Genomic DNA, 19,106 nt, shown 5'->3' with positions numbered 1-19,106 from the left:
GCCGCGCGCGGCAGCCCGATGACATGGCGCGCCAGCGGCCCGCCGTGGCCGCCCTCGGGGCGCTGGGTTAGAAATCGCGACGATGACGGAAGAGCACCATTCTCTCGTGCGCGTCGACGCGACCGGCACGGTTCACCCCGTCGACCTGGACGCGAGCAAGCGCCTGCGCGCGCGGCAGGGGGTGTTCCAGCTCCTGCCGTCGCCCGACCACCTCGTCGTGATGCGCCACGTGGGCAACGAGGCGCCGCGCGATGAGGCGCCGCGCGACGCGGGCGCCGGCGCGGCCCTCCGGCTCGCCGGGCAGATCTCGGGGCCGGGCGCGCTGTGCGACGTCGTGTCCCTCATCGGGCAGGCGGGGTGGCGCGGCGAGCTCGTCGTGATCGACGGCGCGGCGAGCCGGTCGCTGTTCTTCGAGCCCGGCAACGCGGTCGCCGCGCGCTCCAGCGTCGAGGGCGACCGCATCGGCGAGGTGCTCTACCGCTACGGCGCGCTCTCCCGCGAGCAGGTCGACGCGACGCTCGCCGCCGCGGCGCCGGACGCGCGCTTCGGCGAGGTGGCGGTGAAGCTCGGTTTCGTGTCGCGCGAGCGGCTGTACCAGCTCCTCAGCGCCCAGGCGGAGGAGATCGCCTACCGGGTGCTCCTCGCGGGAGAGGGGATGTTCTACTTCCTCGCGGGCTTCGACGAGGAGCAGCTCGCGAGCCGCCAGAACCTCCCCGTGCACGCGCTGCTCCTGGAGGCGGTGCGCCGCATGGACGAGATGCGCTACTTCCGCGAGCGGATCCCGTCGGACCAGCACGTGCCCGCGCGCGTACCGGACCGCGGCGCGCCACCGCCAGAGCTCCGCGCGGTGTACGACGCGGTCGACGGCCAGCGCTCGGTCGCGGACGTGGCGCGCGCGCTCGGGCAGGGGGAGTTCGAGGCGACGCGGGCGCTCTTCCAGCTCGCGCAGTCCGGCCGGATCGCGGTGCGCGCGCCGGGGCCGACGGGCGCCGCGGCCAGCATCGCGCTCTTCAACGAGGCGATCGCGTCGATCCACGGCGCCGTCGACGCGGCGCAGCGGGGCGACGAGGTGCGGTGGCAGCTCGCCGCGTTCGTCGCGGGCGCGGGGATCTACGACGCGCTCTTCCGCGGGGCGGGGCCGGCGGCGGACGGGACGTTCGATCCCGTGCGGCTCGTCGAGAACGCGGCGCTCATCGCCGGGCCCGAGCCGGCGGAGGCGACGCTCTCGCAGTGGCTGTACGAGTACGTCTCGTTCGCCATGTTCGTCGCGGAGCCGTGCCTTCGCCTCTCGCCCGAGGGGGTCCCGCTCTCGAAGCGCGGCGACAACCAGCCCCCGCTGTCGAGGCGCGTCGCCGAGCTCGTGGGCCCGCTCGCGCCGAAGTAGCTAGCCGATCGGCGCGGCGAGGATCTCCGCGGCCAGGAGGTCGAGGCGCGGCGCGGCGCGATCGGGGCAGGGGAGCTCGGCCTCGCCCCGGAGCGGGCACAGCTCGCAGCGGCGTCGATCGAGGAGCAGCCCCGCCCGCATGCCCGCGGCGCGCGCGGCCGCGACGTCGCTCGGCGCGTCGCCGATCATCCAGCTCGCCGCGACGTCGAGATCGAGATCGCGCGCGATCGACGTGAGCATGCCGGGTTCCGGCTTCCTGCACGCGCAGGGGCCGATCAGCGCGGGATCGCCGCCCGGGCCGCCCTCGGGGTGATGCGGGCACGCCGCGAGCGCCGCGATCGCGACGCCCGCCTCGCGCAGGCCGTCGACGAGCGCGCGGTTCGTGCGCTCGATCGCCGCCCAGGGGACCTGCCCCTTCGCCGCGCCCGGCTGGTTGGTCGCGATCGCGAGCAGGAACCCCGCGTCCGACAGGCGCCGCAGGCCCTCGATCACGCCGGGCAGGACGCGGATCTGGTCCGGGTGGAACGCCGTCACGACCACGCCGAGCTCCGGATCGCGCACCACGTCGATGAGGGTGCCGTCGCGGTCGAGCACGATCCCGCGCCTCGCCACGCGGCGCTCAGCTCTCGGCCACGAGCTGGAGGAGCCGCTCGCAGATCAGGTGGTGGTAGACCTCGTGGAAGCCCTCCACGTGCGGTGTCGACGTGTAGCCGGCCCGCGTCCTCGGCACGACGACGCTCGCGTCGGCCATCTGGCGCAGGGCGCCGCCGTCGTAGCCGACGAGCGCGACCACCTTGGCGCCGGACCGCTTCGCGAAATCCGCGGCGGCGACGAGGTTCTGCGACCAGGGGCCGGCGCGGTCGGCCCCTGAGCCGCCGTGAACGCTCAGGCACACGAGGACGTCGCCCGCGACGAGGCGGCCGTCGAGCTGCTCGAGGAAGATGCGGTTGAAGCCGACGTCGTTGGTGAGGGCGCTGAGGAGCGCGGCGTTGTCGCAGAGCGAGGTGCACTTGAAGCGCCGCTTGCCCTCGACCCACGTGAACTTGGCGATATCGCACGCGAGGTGGCTCGCGTTGGCGGCCGAGCCGCCGTTGCCGCACGTGTAGATGGTGCGATCGTTCCGGTACGCCTCGAAGAGGATCTCGATGACCCGAGCCATGTCGTCAGGGCTCGTCGCGAGGGCGATCTCGGCCGTCTCGCGAAGGTACTTTTCCACGAAGTCGTTCGTGCTCTGCGGCATGGTCGATCTATAGCCAGAGTCCCGCAAAAATGCCCAGCGCGCCGCGCACCGCCGCGCCCGCTCACGACCGGTGCAGGTTCGCGACGATGCGCGCGCCGTCGAGATCGAAGCGGAACCGCAGCACGCGCAGGCCCCGCGCGGCGAGCGCCTCCAGCACCCGGCGCTTCTCCGTCGGGCGCACGTAGAACATGAAGAAGCCGCCGCCGCCTGCGCCCATCAGCTTGCCGCCGAGCGCGCCAGCGCCCCGCGCGAGCTCGTAGATCTCGTCGAGGACATCGTCGGTCATCTTGGAGGCGAGCTTACGCTTCTGCGTCCAGTGGGCGTGCAGGAGCTCTCCGTAGTCATCGAGCCGGCCCGTGACGAGGATGCGGTGCACGTCGCGGCCGAGCTCCTTGATGCGGTGCATCCGCTCGACCACGTCGGGCTCGAGGGCGTGCAGCCGCCGCCCCTGCTCCGAGAGCACGACCCTGGCCGGCCGCTCGATGCCGCTCCACACGATGAGCAGGTTGCTCTCGAGCTCGTCCAGCACCTCGTCGCGGACCGGGACGGGCTCGACGTGGACCGAGCCGTCCGGCGAGAACGTGAACGCGGTGAGGTTACCGTAGGCGGCGATGTACTGATCCTGCTTGCCGATCGGCTCGCCGAGGCGCTCGATCTCGATGGCGCACGCCTCGCGGGCGAGCTGCTCGGACGAGACGAAGTCGCGCCTGTATGTGTGCAGGGCGTTGAGGAGCGCGACCGTGAACGAGCTCGACGAGCCGAGGCCCGAGTTCGCGGGCAGATCCGCGACGCTCGTGAGCTCGATCGAGTGCTCGATTCCCGTCATCCGGAGCGCCTCCCGGAAGATGGGGTGCTCGATCCGGTCGACCGAGGGGACGATCTCGGTCTTGGAGTAGGCGAGGCGGATGTCGCGGTGGAAGCGCTTGTTGGCGGTGACGTAGATGTACTTGTCGATGGCGGCCGACACGAGGTAGCCGCCGAAGCGGTCGGAGTAGGCCGGCAGATCGGTCCCGCCGCCGCCGAGCGAGAAGCGGACCGGGGCGCGAGAGACGATCATCGCTGCTCCGCCTCGGCGCCCCCGAGGGCGGCCTCGAGGTCGCGCAGGCCCTGGTCGGAGCCGATCTCGTAGAAGCGCTCCGCGGCGGCGAGCGCTCGCAGCCGGCCGCGCGCGGCGAGGTCGCGCTGCACCGCATCGAAGCCGAGCGGCGCGCCCGCCGGCAGCGCCTCGATGACCTCGCGGCGGAGCGCGGTGGCGCCGTAGTCGATGTGGTCGAGGGCGGGGTCGGGCGGGGCGCCCGGTCGCCGCTTCTCGTAACGCGCCACGAGATCGCCCGAGACCGCGGTGTTCGACGCGTCGAGCCGGCCCTCGTTCCGGTACACGGCCATCGTGCCGAGCGCGTCGGGGTGCGCGCAGAGGTCCCTGAGCGGCGCCAGGTAGTCGAAGGGGAGATAGGAGTCGCCGTAGGTCATGAGGAACACAGGGGCCAGGTGGGGCAGCGCGCGGCGCAGCGCGCCGGCCGTGCCGAGGAGCGCGGGGCCGTCATCGGTATAACGGAGCGGCAGCCCTGCGAACCGGTCGCCCATGGCCGCCCGGACGGCATCGCCGAGGTGACCCACACAGAGGACCACCTCGCCGAACCCGGCGGCGGCGAGCCGCTCGAGGAGCCACGCCCCGAACGGCCTGCCGGCCACGGGAAGGAGGAACTTCGGTGTGCGCTCCGTCCGCGGGCGCATCCGGGTGCCGAGCCCGCCGGCGAGGATCACGGCTTGAGGAGGCGAGGCGTCGTCGCGCACGAGCGGGACGTACCACAGACGACGTCCGCTTTCGGCGCGCCCCGGGCGCCCTGGCGGGTGGTCCGAAGAAATCGTCGCCACAAACTGTACGCCAGTTCAGCTACTGAACTAAGGTCGGTGCCATGACGAACAAGGACATCGTTCCGCATCTTCTCCGGACGCTGGCTGCCCTCCAGAGCGAGGGCAAGACGGTGACCCTCGAAACATTGACCACCGCGCTTCAGGTGCGGCGGACCGACGTCCGCCGGGCGATCACCGCCCTGCACCGCGAGGGCTACCTCGACGCCCTCCGGATGCGGCTGACGCTCCGTGGACTCGCCCTCGGCGCGGCGTTCGCGGCGGCGCCGCTCCGCCCGCTGCGCCGCGCGCCGCTCCGCGCGGTCAAGGCGGCTTGAGCACCACAGGCCCCCCGGGACGGCCGGTACCGGCGGCAAGTCAACCTCTGCCAGGCGCGCGGACGCCAGACGCACCCGCCGCGCGGGCGTCCCGAGATGATTTGTCGATGAGTTTCAGATCTTGCCAGCATTTCATTTGGTAGAGCGGCAAATTCACACCGGACGCGCGTCGCTCCGCGAGGCCTCGAGCGCGGGGGTCGCGGGCGTCGACCGGCGCGTGAAATGTCCGGGTTTCTCCGGGCGATGCGCGCGTCTGCGCGTCGAAGACGTTGACATTCAGGGGGATTCATGAGACGGCGGCTGCGTGATATCCGATGTCGAGATCGAGAATGAGATTCGCGCTTTGGTGGCCGCGTTCCTGGAGGGCATGAGAGCGCTGGCCCGCAAGGCCGTCATCCAGAACGCCGCGCAGTACCTGGAAGTCGACATCAAGGCCGCAGGGATATCGACCGGGCCCGCCGCGACTCCCCCCAAGCCGAGCCGCAAGGCCGAGCGCGCACCCGCTCCGGCGCCGGCGAAGGCCCGCCCGGCGGCGCCGGCCCGCAGCGCGCCGTCGCGTAAGGCCCCGGCGCGCGCAGCCGCGGCCCCCTCGCGCAAGAAGGCGGCCCCGGCGCGGAAGGTGAAAAGCGCCGCCCGCCCGGCGGTCGCGCCGGTGAAGGGGCGTCGCGCCGCGGGCGCCGCGAGCACCCGGGCGCCCGCCGTGCCGGCTGGCGAGAAGGGGGCCGAGCATGCGGGCCCGGTGAACCCGACCAGCCCGGAGAACGCGCCGTCCGGGATCCCCGAGAACGAGATCGCCGAGGCGTTGCTCGCCCATGTGGAGATCGAGCCGGGGCAGGGGATCGACGACCTCGCGCTGGCGATGGGGACCCCCGCAGCGGATCTCCAGGAGCCGATCAAGAAGCTCCTCGAGGAGAACAAGATCACCGAGGAGCTGCGCCAGGGTCAGGCCTCGTACTACCCGACCTGAACGACTGCGACGTGCCCGCCATCCGGGCATGAGCGTTGCCTGATGCTGCGCGACGGAGGCTGCGGCCAGACGGCCCGTGTCCGACGCTGGAGCGGTCGAAGCGCGCGGCGTCGGAAGCGCGCCGGGCCGGGACAGCGTCCGGGGCGAAGCTCGGGGCGAACAGGGCGGTCGCGGCGAGCACGCCGTCGCGACGTGGTGACCAGAACGCCGGCGGCGATCCGGGCCGGGCACGAGAGGCTGGAGCTGACGACCAACGGTCCCGAAGCGCAGGCGTCGTCTTGCGGCGATGATCCGGCGCCCGGGCGCGGGCCGCAGGCGGCGAGCGGGCCGCGCGACCTACACCCGAGCGGACACAGGCATGCCAGCGGGTCGGCTGCCGTGCCCGGCGTCGCCGTCGCCGCGTACTCGACGCGGGGGCGGGGCCCCGGTAACCTGCCCTTCCAGGCTCTTCCCGGATGACTCCCGCGCACGAACAGATTCTGAACGTCCTGCTCGGCTATCTCTCGGCGATGAATGCAGAGGGAGTCCTGCTCCGGGCCATGCGCGAGGCGGAGATCCAGCCGGAGAAGTTCTCGCTCGAGGATCTCCCCGACATCATTCCGAGCATCGAGCGCCGGGCCCGCCTCTATGTCGATCCGGGCCGGCTCGGGCGCCTCAAGTCGGAGATCGCGGCGATGGGCGGCGATCGGCCGTCGCGGCGCTCGAAGATCATGGCCATCCACGTGGAGGCCGACATCAGCGAGGCGCGCCTCAACGCCAAGGCGGTTTGCGACGCCGCCGGCGCAAAGAGCTTCACCTCGCACAAGGTCGCCACCATCGTGAGCGAGCTCGCCCGGAACATCGTCCACTATACCCCTGGCGGGACGATCGAGATCGCCGTCCAGCGCGACAGCCCGGTCCGCTTCGTCATCGTCGCTGTGGACGAGGGCAGCGGCATCCAGAACCTGCAGGAGATCCTCGCCGGGCGCTACAAGAGCAAGACCGGGATGGGCCGCGGCCTCATCGGCGTCAAGCGGCTGGCCGATCGCTTCCAGATCGACTCGGGACCGAAGGGCACGCGGGTGGAAATCGAGGTCCACCTGTGAAGGTCGCCGTGGAGTACGCCATCGTGCCGAAGGACGGAGAGCGGGTCAGCGGCGATGCCGCCTTCGTGCGCGCGGGGGAGGACGGGTGTCTCTTCGCGGTGATCGACGCCCTGGGCCACGGCGAGCACGCGGCGGCCGCGGCGCGCGTCGCGCTCGAGGCGCTCGCCGAGTCCCCGCAGGGCGACGACGTCCGCGCCGTCATCGACCGACTCCACACCCGGCTCCGCGGCACCCGCGGCGCCGCCGGGATGATCTGTCGCTTCCGGGACGGGCGGCTCCAGGGCTGCGGTGTCGGCAACGTCGAGCTCCTGTCCCACGGCACGCGCGTGCAGTGGCTCCAGAGTCCGGGCATCCTCGGCGGGTCGCTCGGAAAGGTCCGGATCTTCGACGCGCAGCTCGCGGCGGGCGACCGGCTCGCCCTCGTGTCCGATGGCGTCTCGCCCCGCTTCGATCTCTCGCTGTTTCGTGGAATGAAGGCCGCGGAGGTCTGCCGCACCCTCATGAACCGACACCGGCGCTCGCACGACGATTCAACGGTCTTGATCGCCGACATCGAACCTTAGGATGACCATGGAGCTCAAGCGCCTTCCGATCATCAACCTGTGGGACCGGATCCTGGTGCCCATCCAGGGGGACGTGACCGACGACCTCGCGGAGCAGCTCAACACCGAGGTGCTGCGGGCGATCCACGAGAGCGGGGCGAAGGGGCTGGTCATCGATCTCACGGCCGTCTGGATCATGGACAGCCACCTGTGCGCCGTGCTCTCGAACCTCGCCTCCGCCGCGCGGCTCATGGGCACGCCGACGATCCTGTCCGGGCTGAGCCCCGAGATCGCGATGACGCTCCAGGCCATGGGGGTCGAGCTCGAGGCGGTGAGGACGGCGCTGACGCTGGAGCAGGCGCTCACGATGCTCGGGCTCGAGGTGCGCAGGGCCGAGGCGCGCGACGAGGACGACGACGAGGACGACGACGACCTCTTCGATGACGAGGACGACGAGGACGACGACGAGGACGGATGGGAGGCGGACGATCGCAGCGACGCGCGGCGCGCGCCGCCGGCCGCGAGGACGTCGCGATCCGCCGCGGGCGCCGATCGCCGGCAGGGCTCGAAGAGCCGCCTCAGGCGCCGCTGACCGCGCCGCGAGCGCGACGGGCGCTCCCTGCCGGGCGATCGGGGACATCAAAGAACGCTCGCGCTCACCCGTCCGACACTCGCTTGCTGGCGATCCGGAGACGGGCCGGTGACGGCGATGGTCTCGGTGGGCAACGCCGTGGGTCCCTGGTATGCCTCACGACCGCTCTCCGGGCGCATCACCATGGACAAGCTGGATTGCCTCTCCGTTCCACCGCCCAAGCAGCGGGGGATCTTCTGTAACCGGACGCTGAATCTCCGCTCGATCAAGGCGATCGGGTACGACATGGATTACACGCTGATCCACTACCGGGTGGAGGCGTGGGAGCGCCGGGCCTACGAGCACCTCCGGCATCTCCTGGAGAGCGAGGGCTGGCCGGTCGGCGACCTGACGTTCGAGCCGGATCTGGTGATACGGGGGCTCATCCTCGACACCGAGCTCGGCAACCTGCTCAAGGTGAACCGGTTTGGCTACGTGAAGCGGGCCTATCACGGCACGAAGCCGATCGACTTCGAGACCCAGCGCGCGACCTACGCGCGGACGATCGTCGACCTCTCGGACGGGCGTTACGTGTTCCTGAACACGCTGTTCTCGCTCTCGGAAGGGTGCATGTACGCGAAGCTCGTCGACCTGCTCGACCAGCGCCGCCTGCCCGAGGTGCTCGGCTACAGCGACCTCTATGGCCGCGTGAAGGACCGGCTCGACGCGACGCACATGGAGGGGCAGCTCAAGGCCGAGATCATCGCGGATCCAGACCGGTTCGTGCTGCTCGATCCGGAGACCCCGCTCACGCTGCTCGACCAGAAGGAGGCGGGCAAGAAGCTCGTCCTGATCACGAACTCGGAGTGGGTCTACACGCGCGCGATGATGAGCTACGCGTTCGACCGCTTCCTGCCGGACGGCATGACGTGGCGCGACCTGTTCGACGTGGTGATCGTCTCGGCGCGGAAGCCGGAGTTCTTCTCGAGCCGCAGCCCGCTCTTCGAGGTGGTCACGGAGGACGGCCTGCTGCGCCCGGCGGGCAGGCTGCGCGAGGGCGGACACTACCTCGGCGGCAACGCGGGGCTCGTCGAGCACCACCTGCGGCTGTCCGGCGACGAGATCCTTTATATTGGCGATCACATCTATGGAGATGTGCACGTGTCGAAGAGCGTGCTGCGGTGGCGCACGGCGCTGATCATCCGGGAGCTCGAGGACGAGATCCTCGCGATCGAGGAGGCGCGCGGGGCCGAGGCGCGCCTGGATCTCTGGATGCGCGAGAAGGAGGACATGGAGCGCGTCTACGCCCGGCTGCGCCTCGAGCTCCAGCGGATGCGGGCCGGCTACGGGCCGGTGGTCGGGGCGACGGAGGTCGAGGTCCAGGCGAAGATGAACGAGCTCAAGGTGAGCCTCGCGGCGCTCGACGCGCGGATCGCCCCGCTCGCGAAGGCGTCGGCCGAGACGCTGAACCCGCGCTGGGGGCTGCTCCTGCGCACGGGCAACGACAAGAGCCACCTGGCACGGCAGATCGAGCGCTCGGCGGACATCTACACGTCCCGCGTGTCCAACTTCCTCCTCGCGTCACCCCACGTGCTGCTCCGCTCGCACCGCGGGAGCCTGCCGCACGATCCCATGGGCGCGCCGCCGGGCGCCGAGCGGCAGAACGGCGAGCCCGCCCCGGTCGACGACGCGACGCCCGTGGGGATGTAGGCGGCGTCAGGCCGCGAGCTTCTGCGCGGCGCTGTCGAGGATGTCGAGGCACCCCGCCAGGCTGTCGCAGAAGAGCAGCTCGCGCCGGAGGGCGGACGCGCCGGGGAGGCCGCGCAGGTAGCCGGTCAGGTGGCGGCGGGTCACGCGCACGCCGTGCGGCTCGCCGCGCGCCTCGGTGTTCGCGATGAGGTGCGCGCGGCAGAGGGCGAGGCGCTCCTCGGCCGTCGGCCCCGGGAGCCGCGCGCCGTGGTCGAGCAAGGCCCGGGCCTCGCGGAAGATCCACGGGTGGTCGATCGCGGCGCGGCCGACCATCACCCCGGCGCAGCCGGTCGCATCGAGGGCGCGGGCGGCGTCGTCGGCGGTCTTGATATCGCCGTTCACGACGACTGGGATGGACACGACCTCGCGCGCGCGGGCGGCCCAGGTCCAGTCCGCCGCGCCGCTGTGCCCCATCTGGGCCGTGCGGCAGTGGATCGTGAGCGCGGCGACGCCGGCGTCCTCGAGGCGCCGCGCGAGGTCGACGATCGGCATGTGGGACTCGGGTCCCCAGCCGATGCGCGTCTTCACCGTGACCGGGAGCGCGACCGTGCGCACCACGAGGCGGGCCATCGCCACCATCGCCTCGGGATCGCGCAGCCAGCCCGCGCCCGCGCCGCGGCCGGCGATCTTCGGCACCCAGCAGCCGCAGTTGATGTCGAGGAACGCCGGCCCCGCCTGCTCGGCGACGCGCGCGGCCTCGGCGAGGCGCTCCGGGTTGGCGCCGTAGATCTGGATCGCGGTCGGCTGATCGCCCTCGGCCAGGGCGAGCTTGCGCCGCGCGGTCTTGCACCCGCGCAGCAGGCCCTCGACGTTGACGAACTCCGTCACGCAGAGCTCGGCGCCGAGCTCGCGGCAGACGCGGCGGAAGACGGCGTCCGTCACGTCCTCCATCGGCGCGAGGACGACGGGGCGGCTTGCGAACAGCCGGCGGAAGCTTTCGGGCGAGAGGGGCACGGTGGCGAGCTTTCAAGCATGGATCCGGCCCGTTGGCCAGGGTGACCGTCGCGCCGCGCCGCGCCGCGGCGAGGACTCGTGATCTCGTGGAGGTGGTTGCGCGGCGTACGAACACGGCAGGTGGGGCGGCGAGGGGCCGTGTCGGTAGACCCGCCTGGCGGGTGGGAGCCGGCCACCGGCGCGGCCCGGCGTCGTGACCGAGGAAACCGGCCGGCGCGAAAGGCCTCAACGCTCGCTTGACGTTCGTCACGGCTCTGGCGACCCTCGAGATTGCCATGAAGCGCGCGCTGGTCAGAGATGCTCTCCGCGCCGAGCGCTCGGCGTCGGCGCGCATGCTCAGAGAGCGCGAGAGCCGCCCGATCGGCGGGCGGCGCAGCGTGCTGACGGCTCACGACACGGAGAGCGTCCGCCGCGCCGTCCGCCGCGCTTTCCGGGTCGCGCTCTGGATCTGGCCGGCGTTCACGCTCGTCGACGTCTTCATGGCGACCGTGCTGTACCCCGCGGCGCCGGTGTGGCGCTGCATCGTCCTGCGCGTGGTGGAGCAGGCGCTCGCGTTCACGGTGTACCGGCTCGCGGGGCGCCCGACGGTCTCCGGGCGCGTCGTGCTCCTCGGGTACGACGCTGCGTTCCTCACCGCCGCGATCTTCATCTCGCTGATGGCGCTCGACTTCGGCGGCCTCACGAGCGCGTACATGCACGGGCTCTCCATCGTCGTGCTGCTGCGCACGGCGCTCGTGCCGGCGCCGTTCGGCAAGGCGCTCGTCGCCTCGGCGCCCATGTTCCTCGCGTTCCCGGCGACCATGGGCATCGCCGCCCTCTTCTCGCCGTCGATCCTCGCGTCGTGGCTCGACCCGACGACGCTGCTCACGGCCGCGAGCCACTACATCTTCGTGCCGGCCTCCGGGGTGATCGGGGCCCTGTCGAGCCACGTCGTGTGGGCCGCGCAGCAGCAGGTCTATCAGGCGCGCAAGCTGGGCAGGTACCGGCTCGAGGCGCCGATCGGCAAAGGGGGGATGAGCGAGGTCTGGCTCGCCTGGGACGAGACGCTCCAGCGCGACGTCGCCCTCAAGCTCCTGCGGACGCGCGACGCGCCCGACGCGGCGGTGCTGAGGCGCTTCGAGCAGGAGGCGCACGCGGCGAGCAAGCTGAGCGATCCGCACACGATCCGGATCTTCGACTTCGGCGCGAGCGACGACGGCATTTACTACATCGCGATGGAGCGCCTGCGCGGGGCCGATCTCGCGGCGATCGTGCGCAGCTACGGCCCCATGCCCGTGGCGCGCGCCCTGCGCTTCGCCTTGCAAGCCTGCCGATCGCTCATCGAGGCGCACGAGGCCGGGATCATCCACCGGGACATCAAGCCGCAGAACCTGTTCGTCACCCGCGTGGGGGACGACCACGATTTCCTGAAGCTGCTCGATTTCGGCGTCGCGCGGATGGTCGAGGGCGGCCGGGACGCCGAGCTGACGAACAGCGGCATGCTCTGCGGCACGCCCGCGTACATGGCGCCCGAGGTGTGCCGCGGCGACCGCGCGGACGCGCGCAGCGACATCTACTCGCTCGGGGGCACGCTCTATTTCCTGCTCACGGGGGAGCTGCCGTTCGAGGGCTCGTCGTCGGGTCAGCTCTTCGCCGCGCACATGACGAAGGCGCCCGTGGCGCCGTCGGTGCGCCGCGGCCCTGCCGTCCCGCGCGCGGTCGACCGCCTCGTCCTGCGGTGCCTCGCGAAGGACCCCCGCCACCGCTTCCAGAGCGCGCGCACGCTGTTCGACGCGCTCCTCCCGCTCCTCGACGAGTCCGCCTGGAGCGCGGCGGACGCGGAGCGCTTCTGGGCGGCGAGCCGGGCGGAGAAGCTCGGCCACCCCGAGGTGCCGCCCGAGCGCGTCGCCCCGACGCGGGGCGGCTCGACGCGCTCGGCCACGGCGCGATAAAGCCACGACACCACAGCGCCGCGCGCTCCGCCCTGCCGGCGTCCATTCATGACGTCGTCGTGGAACCGGAAAAGTGCATCGAAACGGTTCGGAAACACACGAGAAACTCCGATGTTGGCTCCTCGCCTGTACCACCTGGAGGCCAGTGCAGGACATGCATTGATCGGGCATGGCTGCTTGAATCGCCGATGATTCATCGCGGCCCGCGCCCGAGCTGACGAGGAGGACAGATGTCGACGTTGATCACCGAGTGGAACCCCGACGATGACGCGTTCTGGGAGAAGACAGGGAAACGGATCGCCCGTCGGAACCTCATCTGGTCGATCATCGCCGAGAACATCGGCTTTTCCGTCTGGCTGCTCTGGAGCGTGACGGCCACCCGGCTCCCCAAGGTCGGCTTCAACTACACGACGGACCAGCTCTTCCTGCTGGTCGCGATCCCGGGCCTCGTCGGCGCGCTGATCCGGTTCCCGTACACGTTCGCCGTCCCGAGGTTCGGCGGGCGCAACTGGACGATCGTCAGCGCGCTCTTGCTGCTCATTCCCACGATCTCGCTCTCGGTGCTCGTGACCAGGCCCGACACGCCGTTCTGGCTGATGGCGGTCGCGGCCGCGACGGCCGGGCTCGGCGGCGGCAACTTCGCCTCCAGCATGGCGAACATCTCCTTCTTCTACCCGGACAAGAAGAAGGGACTGGCGCTCGGGCTCAACGCGGCCGGCGGCAACATCGGCGTCAGCAACGTGCAGCTCCTCGTGCCCATCCTCATCGGGCCCGGCGCGGTCGCGACGGCGATCGGCGGGTATCACACCGAGTCGGGCATCTATCTGCAGAACGCCGGTCTGATGTGGATTCCCCTCATCCTCCTCTCGGCGGCCGGCGCTTACTTCTTCATGAACAACCTGGCGTCGGCGAAGTCGAACTTCAAGGACCAGATGGCCGCCACCAGGAACAAGCACACCTGGATCATCGCGTGGCTGTACATCGGGACGTTCGGCTCGTTCATCGGCTACTCGGCGGCGCTGCCGCTCCTGCTCAAGATGCAGTTCCCGACCGTGACCCTCGAGCTCACGTTCCTGGGCGCGCTCATCGGCTCGGTGGCGCGGCCGTTCGGCGGCTACCTCGCGGACAAGATCGGCGGGGCGCGCATCACGTTCTGTAACTTCGTGGTGATGGGGCTCGCGTCGCTCGGGATCATCCACTTCCTGAACGAGAAGAGCTACGCCGGGGTCGTCACGCTGTTCATGGTCATGTTCATCTCGACCGGTATCGGGAACGGCTCGACCTTCCGGATGGTCCCGGTCCTCTTCCGGCGCGATCACCTGCGCGCGGCGCAGGGCAGGGGCGAGGCGGCGCGCGTCGAGGCGATCAACACGGCGCGCCGCCAGAGCGCCGCGGTCCTCGGCCTCACCTCGGCGATCGGGGCGCTCGGCGGCTTCTTCATCCCGCGCAGCTTCGGCGCCTCGATCAAGGCGACGGGCGGGGCCACGACGGCGCTCTCGTATTTCTTCGTCTTCTATCTCACCTGCATGGCGGTCACGTGGTGGTGCTACATGAGGACGCGCTTCCTCGTGAACCGCATCCCGAGCCTCGCCGAGGCCGACGCCTGATCCCGCGGGCCCCGATGCCCTGACAGCGTGAAGCGCCGCGGCGAGGACCGAGCCGCGGCGCTGCCGCCTTTCCCGCTCTCAGCGAGCGCCGCGCGTCCACGTCACCGTGCCGCGCGGCCCGGAGCGCTCACTACCAGCCGCAGCCGCTCCAGCCGCCGCAGCCGCCGCCCCAGCCCCAGGGCCGGAAGCCGAAGCCGCCCCAGCCCCAGGGCCGGAAGCCGAAGCCGCCCCAGCCCCAGGGCCGGAAGCCGAAGCCGCCCCAGCCCCAGGGCCGGAAGCCGAAGCCGCCGCCCCAGCCCCAGGGCCGGTGGAAGCCGCCCCAGCCGCCCCAGCCGCCGCCCCAGCCCCAGAAGCGCGACGCCTCGGGGTTCGCGCCGGCGTTCTCCTCCTCACCGGAGCCCGTCGACCCGGGGTTCGCCGAGCCGGGGTCTGCTGCGCCCGCGTTCTCCGAGCTCACGTCCATCGCGGGCTCCGCGCTCAACGCCTGATCCGCGGAGTCCACCGCCTCGGTCTGAGACGCCTGCTGCGTCTCGTCGACCGGGGTCCTCATGTCGTCCGACGCCGTCGTCTCGGCCATGCAACCGGCAGCGGACAGCGCCGTCGACAGGGCGACGAGCGATGCGAACTTCGTCAATTGGCTCATGTTCCCATTCTCCTGTGCACATCAATCCATGTGGGATGGAGTCATCGACCGTCGCGGCGACGGGCGGTGACACGCGGGGATCTGAGCTTCCCCGTCGCGGGATCATGTGTGGTGTCGTGGGAGTGATGTCGATTGCCGCAGAAAGGACACCTGAGACACCATGGATGCTTTCAGCGACGAACCCGCGCGCGGGCCGCGCGGCGCTCGCCGGCTCACGGCCTCACCACGCGCGGCGCGCGCTCTCCATGGGTCTCGCGCGCTGTGGGCCAGGCGAGCCAGGCAACATGGTCCCGGACCCGCCAGCGTCGAGGAGCGCGCCGGACTGCGACGCCATGGACAATCCGGCTTGAAACGGCCTATCCGCGTAAGGCTGCCGCGATGGTCACCCGAGATACAAGCGGCTTGAACAACGGAGATGGCGCGGCGCGCCAACGGGCTCCGACCCCTGAGAGATCGCCACGCGGCAGGCGGCGATGCGCGGCAAAGGATGCATCATGAAGGCTCGCGAGATCGTGACGTCTGCCCAGATTCTCCGGCTCGAAGACGATGGGATCATCCGGGCGACTGCGTTCCCTGTGCACATGAGCCTGACCTTCGCGCAGGAGGTCGTCAGAGCCGCTATCGAGCTCGCCGACGGCACGCCGCGCCCCGTCCTGGTCGATAGGAGAGCGCAGAAGTCGGTGGACCGGATGGCGCGGGAGTACTTCGCTGGAGCGGAGGCCGCGAAGGGGCACTGCGCGCTCGCGCTGCTCGTGGACTCGCCCGTGAGCAAGGCGATCGGGGGCTTCTTCCTCGCGCTGTCGCAGGCGCCCGTGCCGCAGAAGCTGTTCACGGCAGAGGAGGACGCCGCGTCGACCAGGAGGTCGCCAGCGCGATCGTGCGGGCGGTGCGCGCGACCCGCCTCATCGGTGCGCAGGTCGTGCTCACCGCGATACGGCCGGACGTGGCGACGACGATGACGGCGCTCGACATCGAGCTCGGCGGTGTGGTCACGTGCGGCACGCTCAAGGACGGGATCGCCTACGCGGAGGGCAGGCACGGCCGCCGCGCCGCGCCCGGGGCCCGCCAGGCGCGCCAGAGGCGCCGGCGGGGCCCGGTCCGCGCTGACCCTGCTCCGGGCCCGAGCCCGGCTCACGCCATGATCTCGCCCTCGTAGAACGTGATGTGCGCGGCCCCGAGCGCCTGCTCTCCGCCCATGCCGCGGTGGTGGCGCCGGAACACCTCGGATCTGGGGTACTCCTGGAAAGCCTCCCGGCTCTCCCACCTCGAGACCGCCTTGAGGCTGCCGTCGTCCAGCCAGATCTCGAGGCCGAGAAAGCCGGAGAACTGCCGCATCTCCGGCGCTGCCCGCCGGAAGCTCTCCACCATGGCCTGAAGCGCCGGCGCGGCGGCGGTGATGGTGTTGACGACGATGAACATGGTGGACTTCTAGCGACGCGCTGGACGGCGGCAACGCGGAGCGCGAGCGCCGGAGAGGGCTCGCCGGGGCGCCTGGGGCGCTCGCTCAGGCCGCGAGCTTCGCCCGCACGGCCTCGCCCATGCCCCGGGTCGACAGTTTGCCGCCGAGGTCCGCCGTCCGGGCGCCACCCGCGATCGCCTGGGCGACGGCGCGCTCGAGCGCGGCCGCCTCCTTGTCGAGCCGCAGCGAGTGCCGGAGCAGCATGGCGGCGCTCAGGATCGTGCCCACCGGGTTGGCGATCCCCTTGCCGGCGATGTCCGGCGCCGAGCCGTGGATCGGCTCGTACACCCCGCGCGTGCCGTCGCCCAGCGACGCGCTCGGGAGCACGCCCAGCGAGCCGGCGAGCACGGCGGCCTCGTCGGTCAGGATGTCGCCGAACATGTTCTCGGTGACGATGACGTCGAACGCCGACGCGGACGTGATGAGCCGCATCGCGCACGAGTCGACGAGCTGGTGCTCGATGCGGATGTCGGGGTGGCGGCCCGCGACCTCGGTCGCGACCGTGCGCCAGAGCCGCGACGACTCGAGGACGTTCGCCTTGTCGACGGACGTGACGAGCCGCCGGCGCGACGCGGCGAGGCGGAAGGCGAGCTCGACGACGCGCTGGATCTCCTCGTCCGTGTACTCGAGCGTGTCGACCGCGCGCCGGCGCCCGTTCACCTCCTCACGGAGGCGCGGCTTGCCGAAGTAGAGCCCGCCCGTGAGCTCCCGGACGACCATGATGTCGACGTCCGCGAGCCGCTCCGGCTTGAGCGGGGACGCCTGGATGAGCTCGGGGAACAGCCGGATCGGCCGCAGGTTCGCGTACAGGCCGAGGCCCTGGCGCAGCGCGAGCAGCCCCTGCTCGGGACGGACGCTCGCGTTCGGGTTGTCCCACTTGGGGCCGCCGACGGCGCCGAGCAGGACGGCGTCCGCCGCGCGGCACGCGTCGAGCGTCTCCGGCGTGAGCGCGGTGCCGGTCGCGTCGATCGCGCAACCGCCGATCAGGTGCTCCGAATACGTGAAGCTGTGGCCGAACTGGGCGGCGACGGCGTCGAGGGTGACGCGGGTTTCGGCGACGATCTCGACGCCGATGCCGTCGCCGGGCAAAAGAACGATATTGGCCTTCATGCGACCTCGCTGGCAGGCAACGTGGATGTGAACTGCGCAGGCTCTCTCGCTGCGAGCGTGAGCCCATACTCGATCCCGTCCGCGAGCGCATGCCAGGACGCGTCGATGATGTTCGTGGAGGCGCCGACGGTGCTCCACTGGCGGTGCGCGTCGCGGCTGTCGATGAGCACGCGCGTCGTCGCCGAGGTGCCGTCGCGGCCGTCGAGGATGCGGACCTTGTAGTCGACGAGCTGGATGTCGCGAACGGCCGGGTACACGGGCGCGAGCGCCTTGCGGAGCGCGCCGTCGAGCGCGTTGACGGGGCCGGACCCCTCGGCCGCCGTGATCACCACCTCGCCGTGGATGTCGATCTTGATCATCGCCTCGGCGAAGGTGCCGACTCCCTCGCGCTGGCCCGCGATGACCTTGAAGTCGAGCAGGCGGAAGGGCGGCTTGTAGCCGGGCGCGCTCCGGCGGAGCAGCAGCGCGACGGACGCCTCGGCCGCCTCGAACGAGGAGCCGCGCGCCTCGCGCTCCTTGATCTGCTCGAGCACCTCGACCTCGGCGCCGGTCGGCACCTCGAGCCCGAACTCCTCCGCCTTGCTGAGCAGATTGCCGCGCCCCGACAGCTCGCTGACCACGGTCCGCATCGCGTTGCCCACGAGCTCGGGGTCGACGTGCTGGTAGGCCGCGGGCTCGCGCCGCATCGCCGCGACGTGCACGCCGCCCTTGTGCGCGAAGGCGCTCCGCCCGACGTAGGCCATGTGGTCGTCGGGGGCGAGGTTCGCCACCTCGGCGACGTAGTGCGAGAGCTCCGAGATCCCGCGGAGCGCCCCCTCGGGCAGCGCCCGGAGGCCGAGCTTCAGCTCGATGTTCGGGATGATCGCGCAGAGGTTCGCGTTCCCGCAGCGCTCGCCGTAGCCGTTGATCGTGCCCTGCACGTGGCGGGCGCCCGCGCGCACGGCGGCGAGCGAGTTGGCGGCCGCGCACTCGCCGTCGTTGTGGGCGTGGACGCCGAGCGGGTGGCCGAGCAGCGCCTTCATCTCGGCGACCACCGCCTCGATCTGCCACGGCATCGAGCCGCCGTTCGTGTCGCAGAGCGTGAGCACCTCGGCCCCTCCGCGCACCGCCGCGCGCAGCGTCTCGACCGCGTACGCGCCGTCGAGCGCGTACCCGTCGAAGAAGTGCTCGGCGTCGTAGATGACGCGGCGGCCGTGCGCGCGCAGGAAGGCGACGGTCTCCTCGATCATCCGGAGGTTCTCGTCGAGCGTCGTGCGCAGCACCGCCGTCACGTGCAGGGTCGAGCTCTTGCCGAAGATCGTGCAGACCTCCGTCCCGGCGGCGAGCAGCGCGCGCAGCCCGGGGTCGTCCTCGGGCGCGAGCGAGGCGCGGCGCGTCGAGCCGAACGCGGCGATCTTCGCGTGCTTCCACTCGATGTCCCTGGCCCGCTCGAAGAACTGCGCGTCCTTCGGGTTCGAGCCGGGCCAGCCGCCCTCGATGAAGGCCAGGCCGAACGCGTCGAGGTGGCGCGCGATCTGGAGCTTGTCCTCGCACGCGAGCGAGATGCCCTCGCGCTGGGTGCCGTCGCGGAGGGTGGTGTCGTAGATGTCGACGCGGTCCGTGGGGCGGGCGCCCTGCTCCGCGCCGTTGAGAGGCGGATTCATAAGGTTCGACTTCCTTGTGCGGCGAGGGCACG

General features: G+C 71.4%; 20 protein-coding genes. 11 read left to right on the top strand and 9 right to left on the bottom strand.

Annotated features, from left to right (window positions below; genetic code table 11):
* Positions 1-82 precede the first annotated feature (82 nt).
* On the top strand, positions 83-1,384 hold the full coding sequence (locus tag WME96_RS19270) for a DUF4388 domain-containing protein (RefSeq protein ID WP_437291572.1): 1,302 nt from the start codon (positions 83-85) through the stop codon (positions 1,382-1,384).
* Here the strand turns inward: WME96_RS19270 and WME96_RS19265 are convergent, their stop codons facing one another.
* The 4 genes from WME96_RS19265 to WME96_RS19250 all read right to left on the bottom strand — a co-directional run bounded on the left by WME96_RS19265 (position 1,385) and on the right by WME96_RS19250 (position 4,418).
* Positions 1,385-1,996: an HAD-IIIA family hydrolase gene (locus WME96_RS19265; protein ID WP_437291571.1), complete on the bottom strand. Its 612-nt coding sequence runs from the start codon at positions 1,994-1,996 to the stop codon at positions 1,385-1,387.
* 7 nt (positions 1,997-2,003) lie between these two features.
* Complete coding sequence (locus WME96_RS19260) at positions 2,004-2,624, bottom strand: D-sedoheptulose-7-phosphate isomerase (protein ID WP_437291570.1); 621 nt, start codon at positions 2,622-2,624, stop codon at positions 2,004-2,006.
* A gap of 61 nt (positions 2,625-2,685) precedes the next feature.
* A complete protein-coding gene (locus WME96_RS19255) occupies positions 2,686-3,681 on the bottom strand; it encodes a GHMP family kinase ATP-binding protein (RefSeq protein ID WP_437291569.1) in 996 nt (331 codons plus the stop codon).
* Positions 3,678-4,418, bottom strand: coding sequence for a nucleotidyltransferase family protein (locus WME96_RS19250; RefSeq protein WP_437291568.1), 741 nt, complete (start codon positions 4,416-4,418; stop codon positions 3,678-3,680). Before WME96_RS19250 ends, WME96_RS19255 begins: the two co-directional genes overlap by 4 nt.
* Before the next feature lie 122 nt (positions 4,419-4,540).
* Between WME96_RS19250 and WME96_RS19245 the strand changes: the two genes are divergently transcribed.
* The 6 genes from WME96_RS19245 to WME96_RS19220 all read left to right on the top strand — a co-directional run bounded on the left by WME96_RS19245 (position 4,541) and on the right by WME96_RS19220 (position 9,688).
* Entirely contained in the window at positions 4,541-4,813 is a 273-nt protein-coding gene (locus WME96_RS19245) for a hypothetical protein (protein WP_437291567.1), read from the top strand.
* A 367-nt stretch (positions 4,814-5,180) separates the two neighbouring features.
* Positions 5,181-5,780, top strand: a complete 600-nt coding sequence (locus WME96_RS19240; protein ID WP_437291566.1) for a hypothetical protein — start codon at positions 5,181-5,183, stop codon at positions 5,778-5,780.
* A gap of 509 nt (positions 5,781-6,289) precedes the next feature.
* Positions 6,290-6,865 carry an ATP-binding protein gene (locus WME96_RS19235; RefSeq protein WP_437291565.1) on the top strand — a complete coding sequence of 192 codons (576 nt, stop codon included), beginning with the start codon at positions 6,290-6,292 and terminating at the stop codon, positions 6,863-6,865.
* Complete coding sequence (locus WME96_RS19230) at positions 6,862-7,428, top strand: SpoIIE family protein phosphatase (protein WP_437291564.1); 567 nt, start codon at positions 6,862-6,864, stop codon at positions 7,426-7,428. The genes WME96_RS19235 and WME96_RS19230 overlap by 4 nt, the downstream gene beginning before the upstream one ends.
* 7 nt (positions 7,429-7,435) lie before the next feature.
* Positions 7,436-7,999, top strand: coding sequence for an STAS domain-containing protein (locus WME96_RS19225; RefSeq protein WP_437291563.1), 564 nt, complete (start codon positions 7,436-7,438; stop codon positions 7,997-7,999).
* Between the two features lie 183 nt (positions 8,000-8,182).
* The gene (locus tag WME96_RS19220) at positions 8,183-9,688 is read left to right on the top strand and encodes an HAD-IG family 5'-nucleotidase (RefSeq protein WP_437292331.1); all 1,506 of its coding nucleotides are present in this window, start codon (positions 8,183-8,185) and stop codon (positions 9,686-9,688) included.
* A gap of 6 nt (positions 9,689-9,694) precedes the next feature.
* Here the strand turns inward: WME96_RS19220 and dusB are convergent, their stop codons facing one another.
* Entirely contained in the window at positions 9,695-10,681 is a 987-nt protein-coding gene (gene dusB / locus WME96_RS19215; protein WP_437291562.1) for a tRNA dihydrouridine synthase DusB, read from the bottom strand.
* A gap of 275 nt (positions 10,682-10,956) precedes the next feature.
* Here dusB and WME96_RS19210 point away from each other — a divergent pair, with 275 nt between their 5' ends.
* Positions 10,957-12,612: a serine/threonine-protein kinase gene (locus WME96_RS19210; RefSeq protein WP_437291561.1), complete on the top strand. Its 1,656-nt coding sequence runs from the start codon at positions 10,957-10,959 to the stop codon at positions 12,610-12,612.
* Positions 12,613-12,842: 230 nt separating this feature from the next.
* Entirely contained in the window at positions 12,843-14,219 is a 1,377-nt protein-coding gene (locus WME96_RS19205; protein WP_437291560.1) for an MFS transporter, read from the top strand.
* A 130-nt stretch (positions 14,220-14,349) separates the two neighbouring features.
* On the opposite strand, the gene WME96_RS19200 is transcribed toward WME96_RS19205, so the two are convergent.
* Positions 14,350-14,862 carry a hypothetical protein gene (locus WME96_RS19200; protein WP_437291559.1) on the bottom strand — a complete coding sequence of 171 codons (513 nt, stop codon included), beginning with the start codon at positions 14,860-14,862 and terminating at the stop codon, positions 14,350-14,352.
* A 494-nt stretch (positions 14,863-15,356) separates the two neighbouring features.
* On the opposite strand from WME96_RS19200, the gene WME96_RS19195 reads away from it, so the two are divergent.
* The gene (locus WME96_RS19195) at positions 15,357-15,821 is read left to right on the top strand and encodes a DUF7793 family protein (protein ID WP_437291558.1); all 465 of its coding nucleotides are present in this window, start codon (positions 15,357-15,359) and stop codon (positions 15,819-15,821) included.
* A complete protein-coding gene (locus WME96_RS19190; protein ID WP_437291557.1) occupies positions 15,818-16,018 on the top strand; it encodes a hypothetical protein in 201 nt (66 codons plus the stop codon). The genes WME96_RS19195 and WME96_RS19190 overlap by 4 nt, the downstream gene beginning before the upstream one ends.
* On the opposite strand, the gene WME96_RS19185 is transcribed toward WME96_RS19190, so the two are convergent.
* The 3 genes from WME96_RS19185 to cimA form a co-directional block, all read right to left on the bottom strand.
* Complete coding sequence (locus tag WME96_RS19185; protein ID WP_437291556.1) at positions 15,994-16,281, bottom strand: antibiotic biosynthesis monooxygenase family protein; 288 nt, start codon at positions 16,279-16,281, stop codon at positions 15,994-15,996. The two genes, WME96_RS19190 and WME96_RS19185, sit on opposite strands and share 25 nt — an antisense overlap.
* An 85-nt stretch (positions 16,282-16,366) precedes the next feature.
* Positions 16,367-17,431: a 3-isopropylmalate dehydrogenase gene (leuB, locus tag WME96_RS19180; RefSeq protein WP_437291555.1), complete on the bottom strand. Its 1,065-nt coding sequence runs from the start codon at positions 17,429-17,431 to the stop codon at positions 16,367-16,369.
* Positions 17,428-19,074 carry a citramalate synthase gene (cimA, locus tag WME96_RS19175; protein ID WP_437291554.1) on the bottom strand — a complete coding sequence of 549 codons (1,647 nt, stop codon included), beginning with the start codon at positions 19,072-19,074 and terminating at the stop codon, positions 17,428-17,430. The genes leuB and cimA overlap by 4 nt, the downstream gene beginning before the upstream one ends.
* Positions 19,075-19,106 lie beyond the last annotated feature (32 nt).

It is taken from the genome of Sorangium sp. So ce406, assembly GCF_051474675.1.
GTDB lineage: Bacteria > Myxococcota_A > Polyangia > Polyangiales > Polyangiaceae > Sorangium > Sorangium cellulosum_G.
This window is presented reverse-complemented; position numbering and strand designations above follow the sequence as displayed.

Excerpts from the sequence above, each read along its gene's own strand:
- WME96_RS19195 (WP_437291558.1), top strand. The coding sequence starts at position 15,357 with ATGAAGGCTCGCGAGATCGTGACGTCTGCCCAGATTCTCCGGCTCGAA.
- WME96_RS19235 (WP_437291565.1), top strand. The coding sequence starts at position 6,290 with ATGAATGCAGAGGGAGTCCTGCTCCGGGCCATGCGCGAGGCGGAGATC.
- WME96_RS19240 (WP_437291566.1), top strand. The coding sequence starts at position 5,181 with ATGAGAGCGCTGGCCCGCAAGGCCGTCATCCAGAACGCCGCGCAGTAC.
- WME96_RS19200 (WP_437291559.1), bottom strand. The coding sequence starts at position 14,862 with ATGAGCCAATTGACGAAGTTCGCATCGCTCGTCGCCCTGTCGACGGCG.
- WME96_RS19185 (WP_437291556.1), bottom strand. The coding sequence starts at position 16,281 with ATGTTCATCGTCGTCAACACCATCACCGCCGCCGCGCCGGCGCTTCAG.
- WME96_RS19225 (WP_437291563.1), top strand. The coding sequence starts at position 7,436 with ATGGAGCTCAAGCGCCTTCCGATCATCAACCTGTGGGACCGGATCCTG.
- cimA (WP_437291554.1), bottom strand. The coding sequence starts at position 19,074 with ATGAATCCGCCTCTCAACGGCGCGGAGCAGGGCGCCCGCCCCACGGAC.
- WME96_RS19270 (WP_437291572.1), top strand. The coding sequence starts at position 83 with ATGACGGAAGAGCACCATTCTCTCGTGCGCGTCGACGCGACCGGCACG.
- WME96_RS19210 (WP_437291561.1), top strand. The coding sequence starts at position 10,957 with ATGAAGCGCGCGCTGGTCAGAGATGCTCTCCGCGCCGAGCGCTCGGCG.
- WME96_RS19260 (WP_437291570.1), bottom strand. The coding sequence starts at position 2,624 with ATGCCGCAGAGCACGAACGACTTCGTGGAAAAGTACCTTCGCGAGACG.
- WME96_RS19245 (WP_437291567.1), top strand. The coding sequence starts at position 4,541 with ATGACGAACAAGGACATCGTTCCGCATCTTCTCCGGACGCTGGCTGCC.
- leuB (WP_437291555.1), bottom strand. The coding sequence starts at position 17,431 with ATGAAGGCCAATATCGTTCTTTTGCCCGGCGACGGCATCGGCGTCGAG.
- WME96_RS19220 (WP_437292331.1), top strand. The coding sequence starts at position 8,183 with ATGGACAAGCTGGATTGCCTCTCCGTTCCACCGCCCAAGCAGCGGGGG.
- WME96_RS19205 (WP_437291560.1), top strand. The coding sequence starts at position 12,843 with ATGTCGACGTTGATCACCGAGTGGAACCCCGACGATGACGCGTTCTGG.
- WME96_RS19255 (WP_437291569.1), bottom strand. The coding sequence starts at position 3,681 with ATGATCGTCTCTCGCGCCCCGGTCCGCTTCTCGCTCGGCGGCGGCGGG.
- WME96_RS19190 (WP_437291557.1), top strand. The coding sequence starts at position 15,818 with ATGACGGCGCTCGACATCGAGCTCGGCGGTGTGGTCACGTGCGGCACG.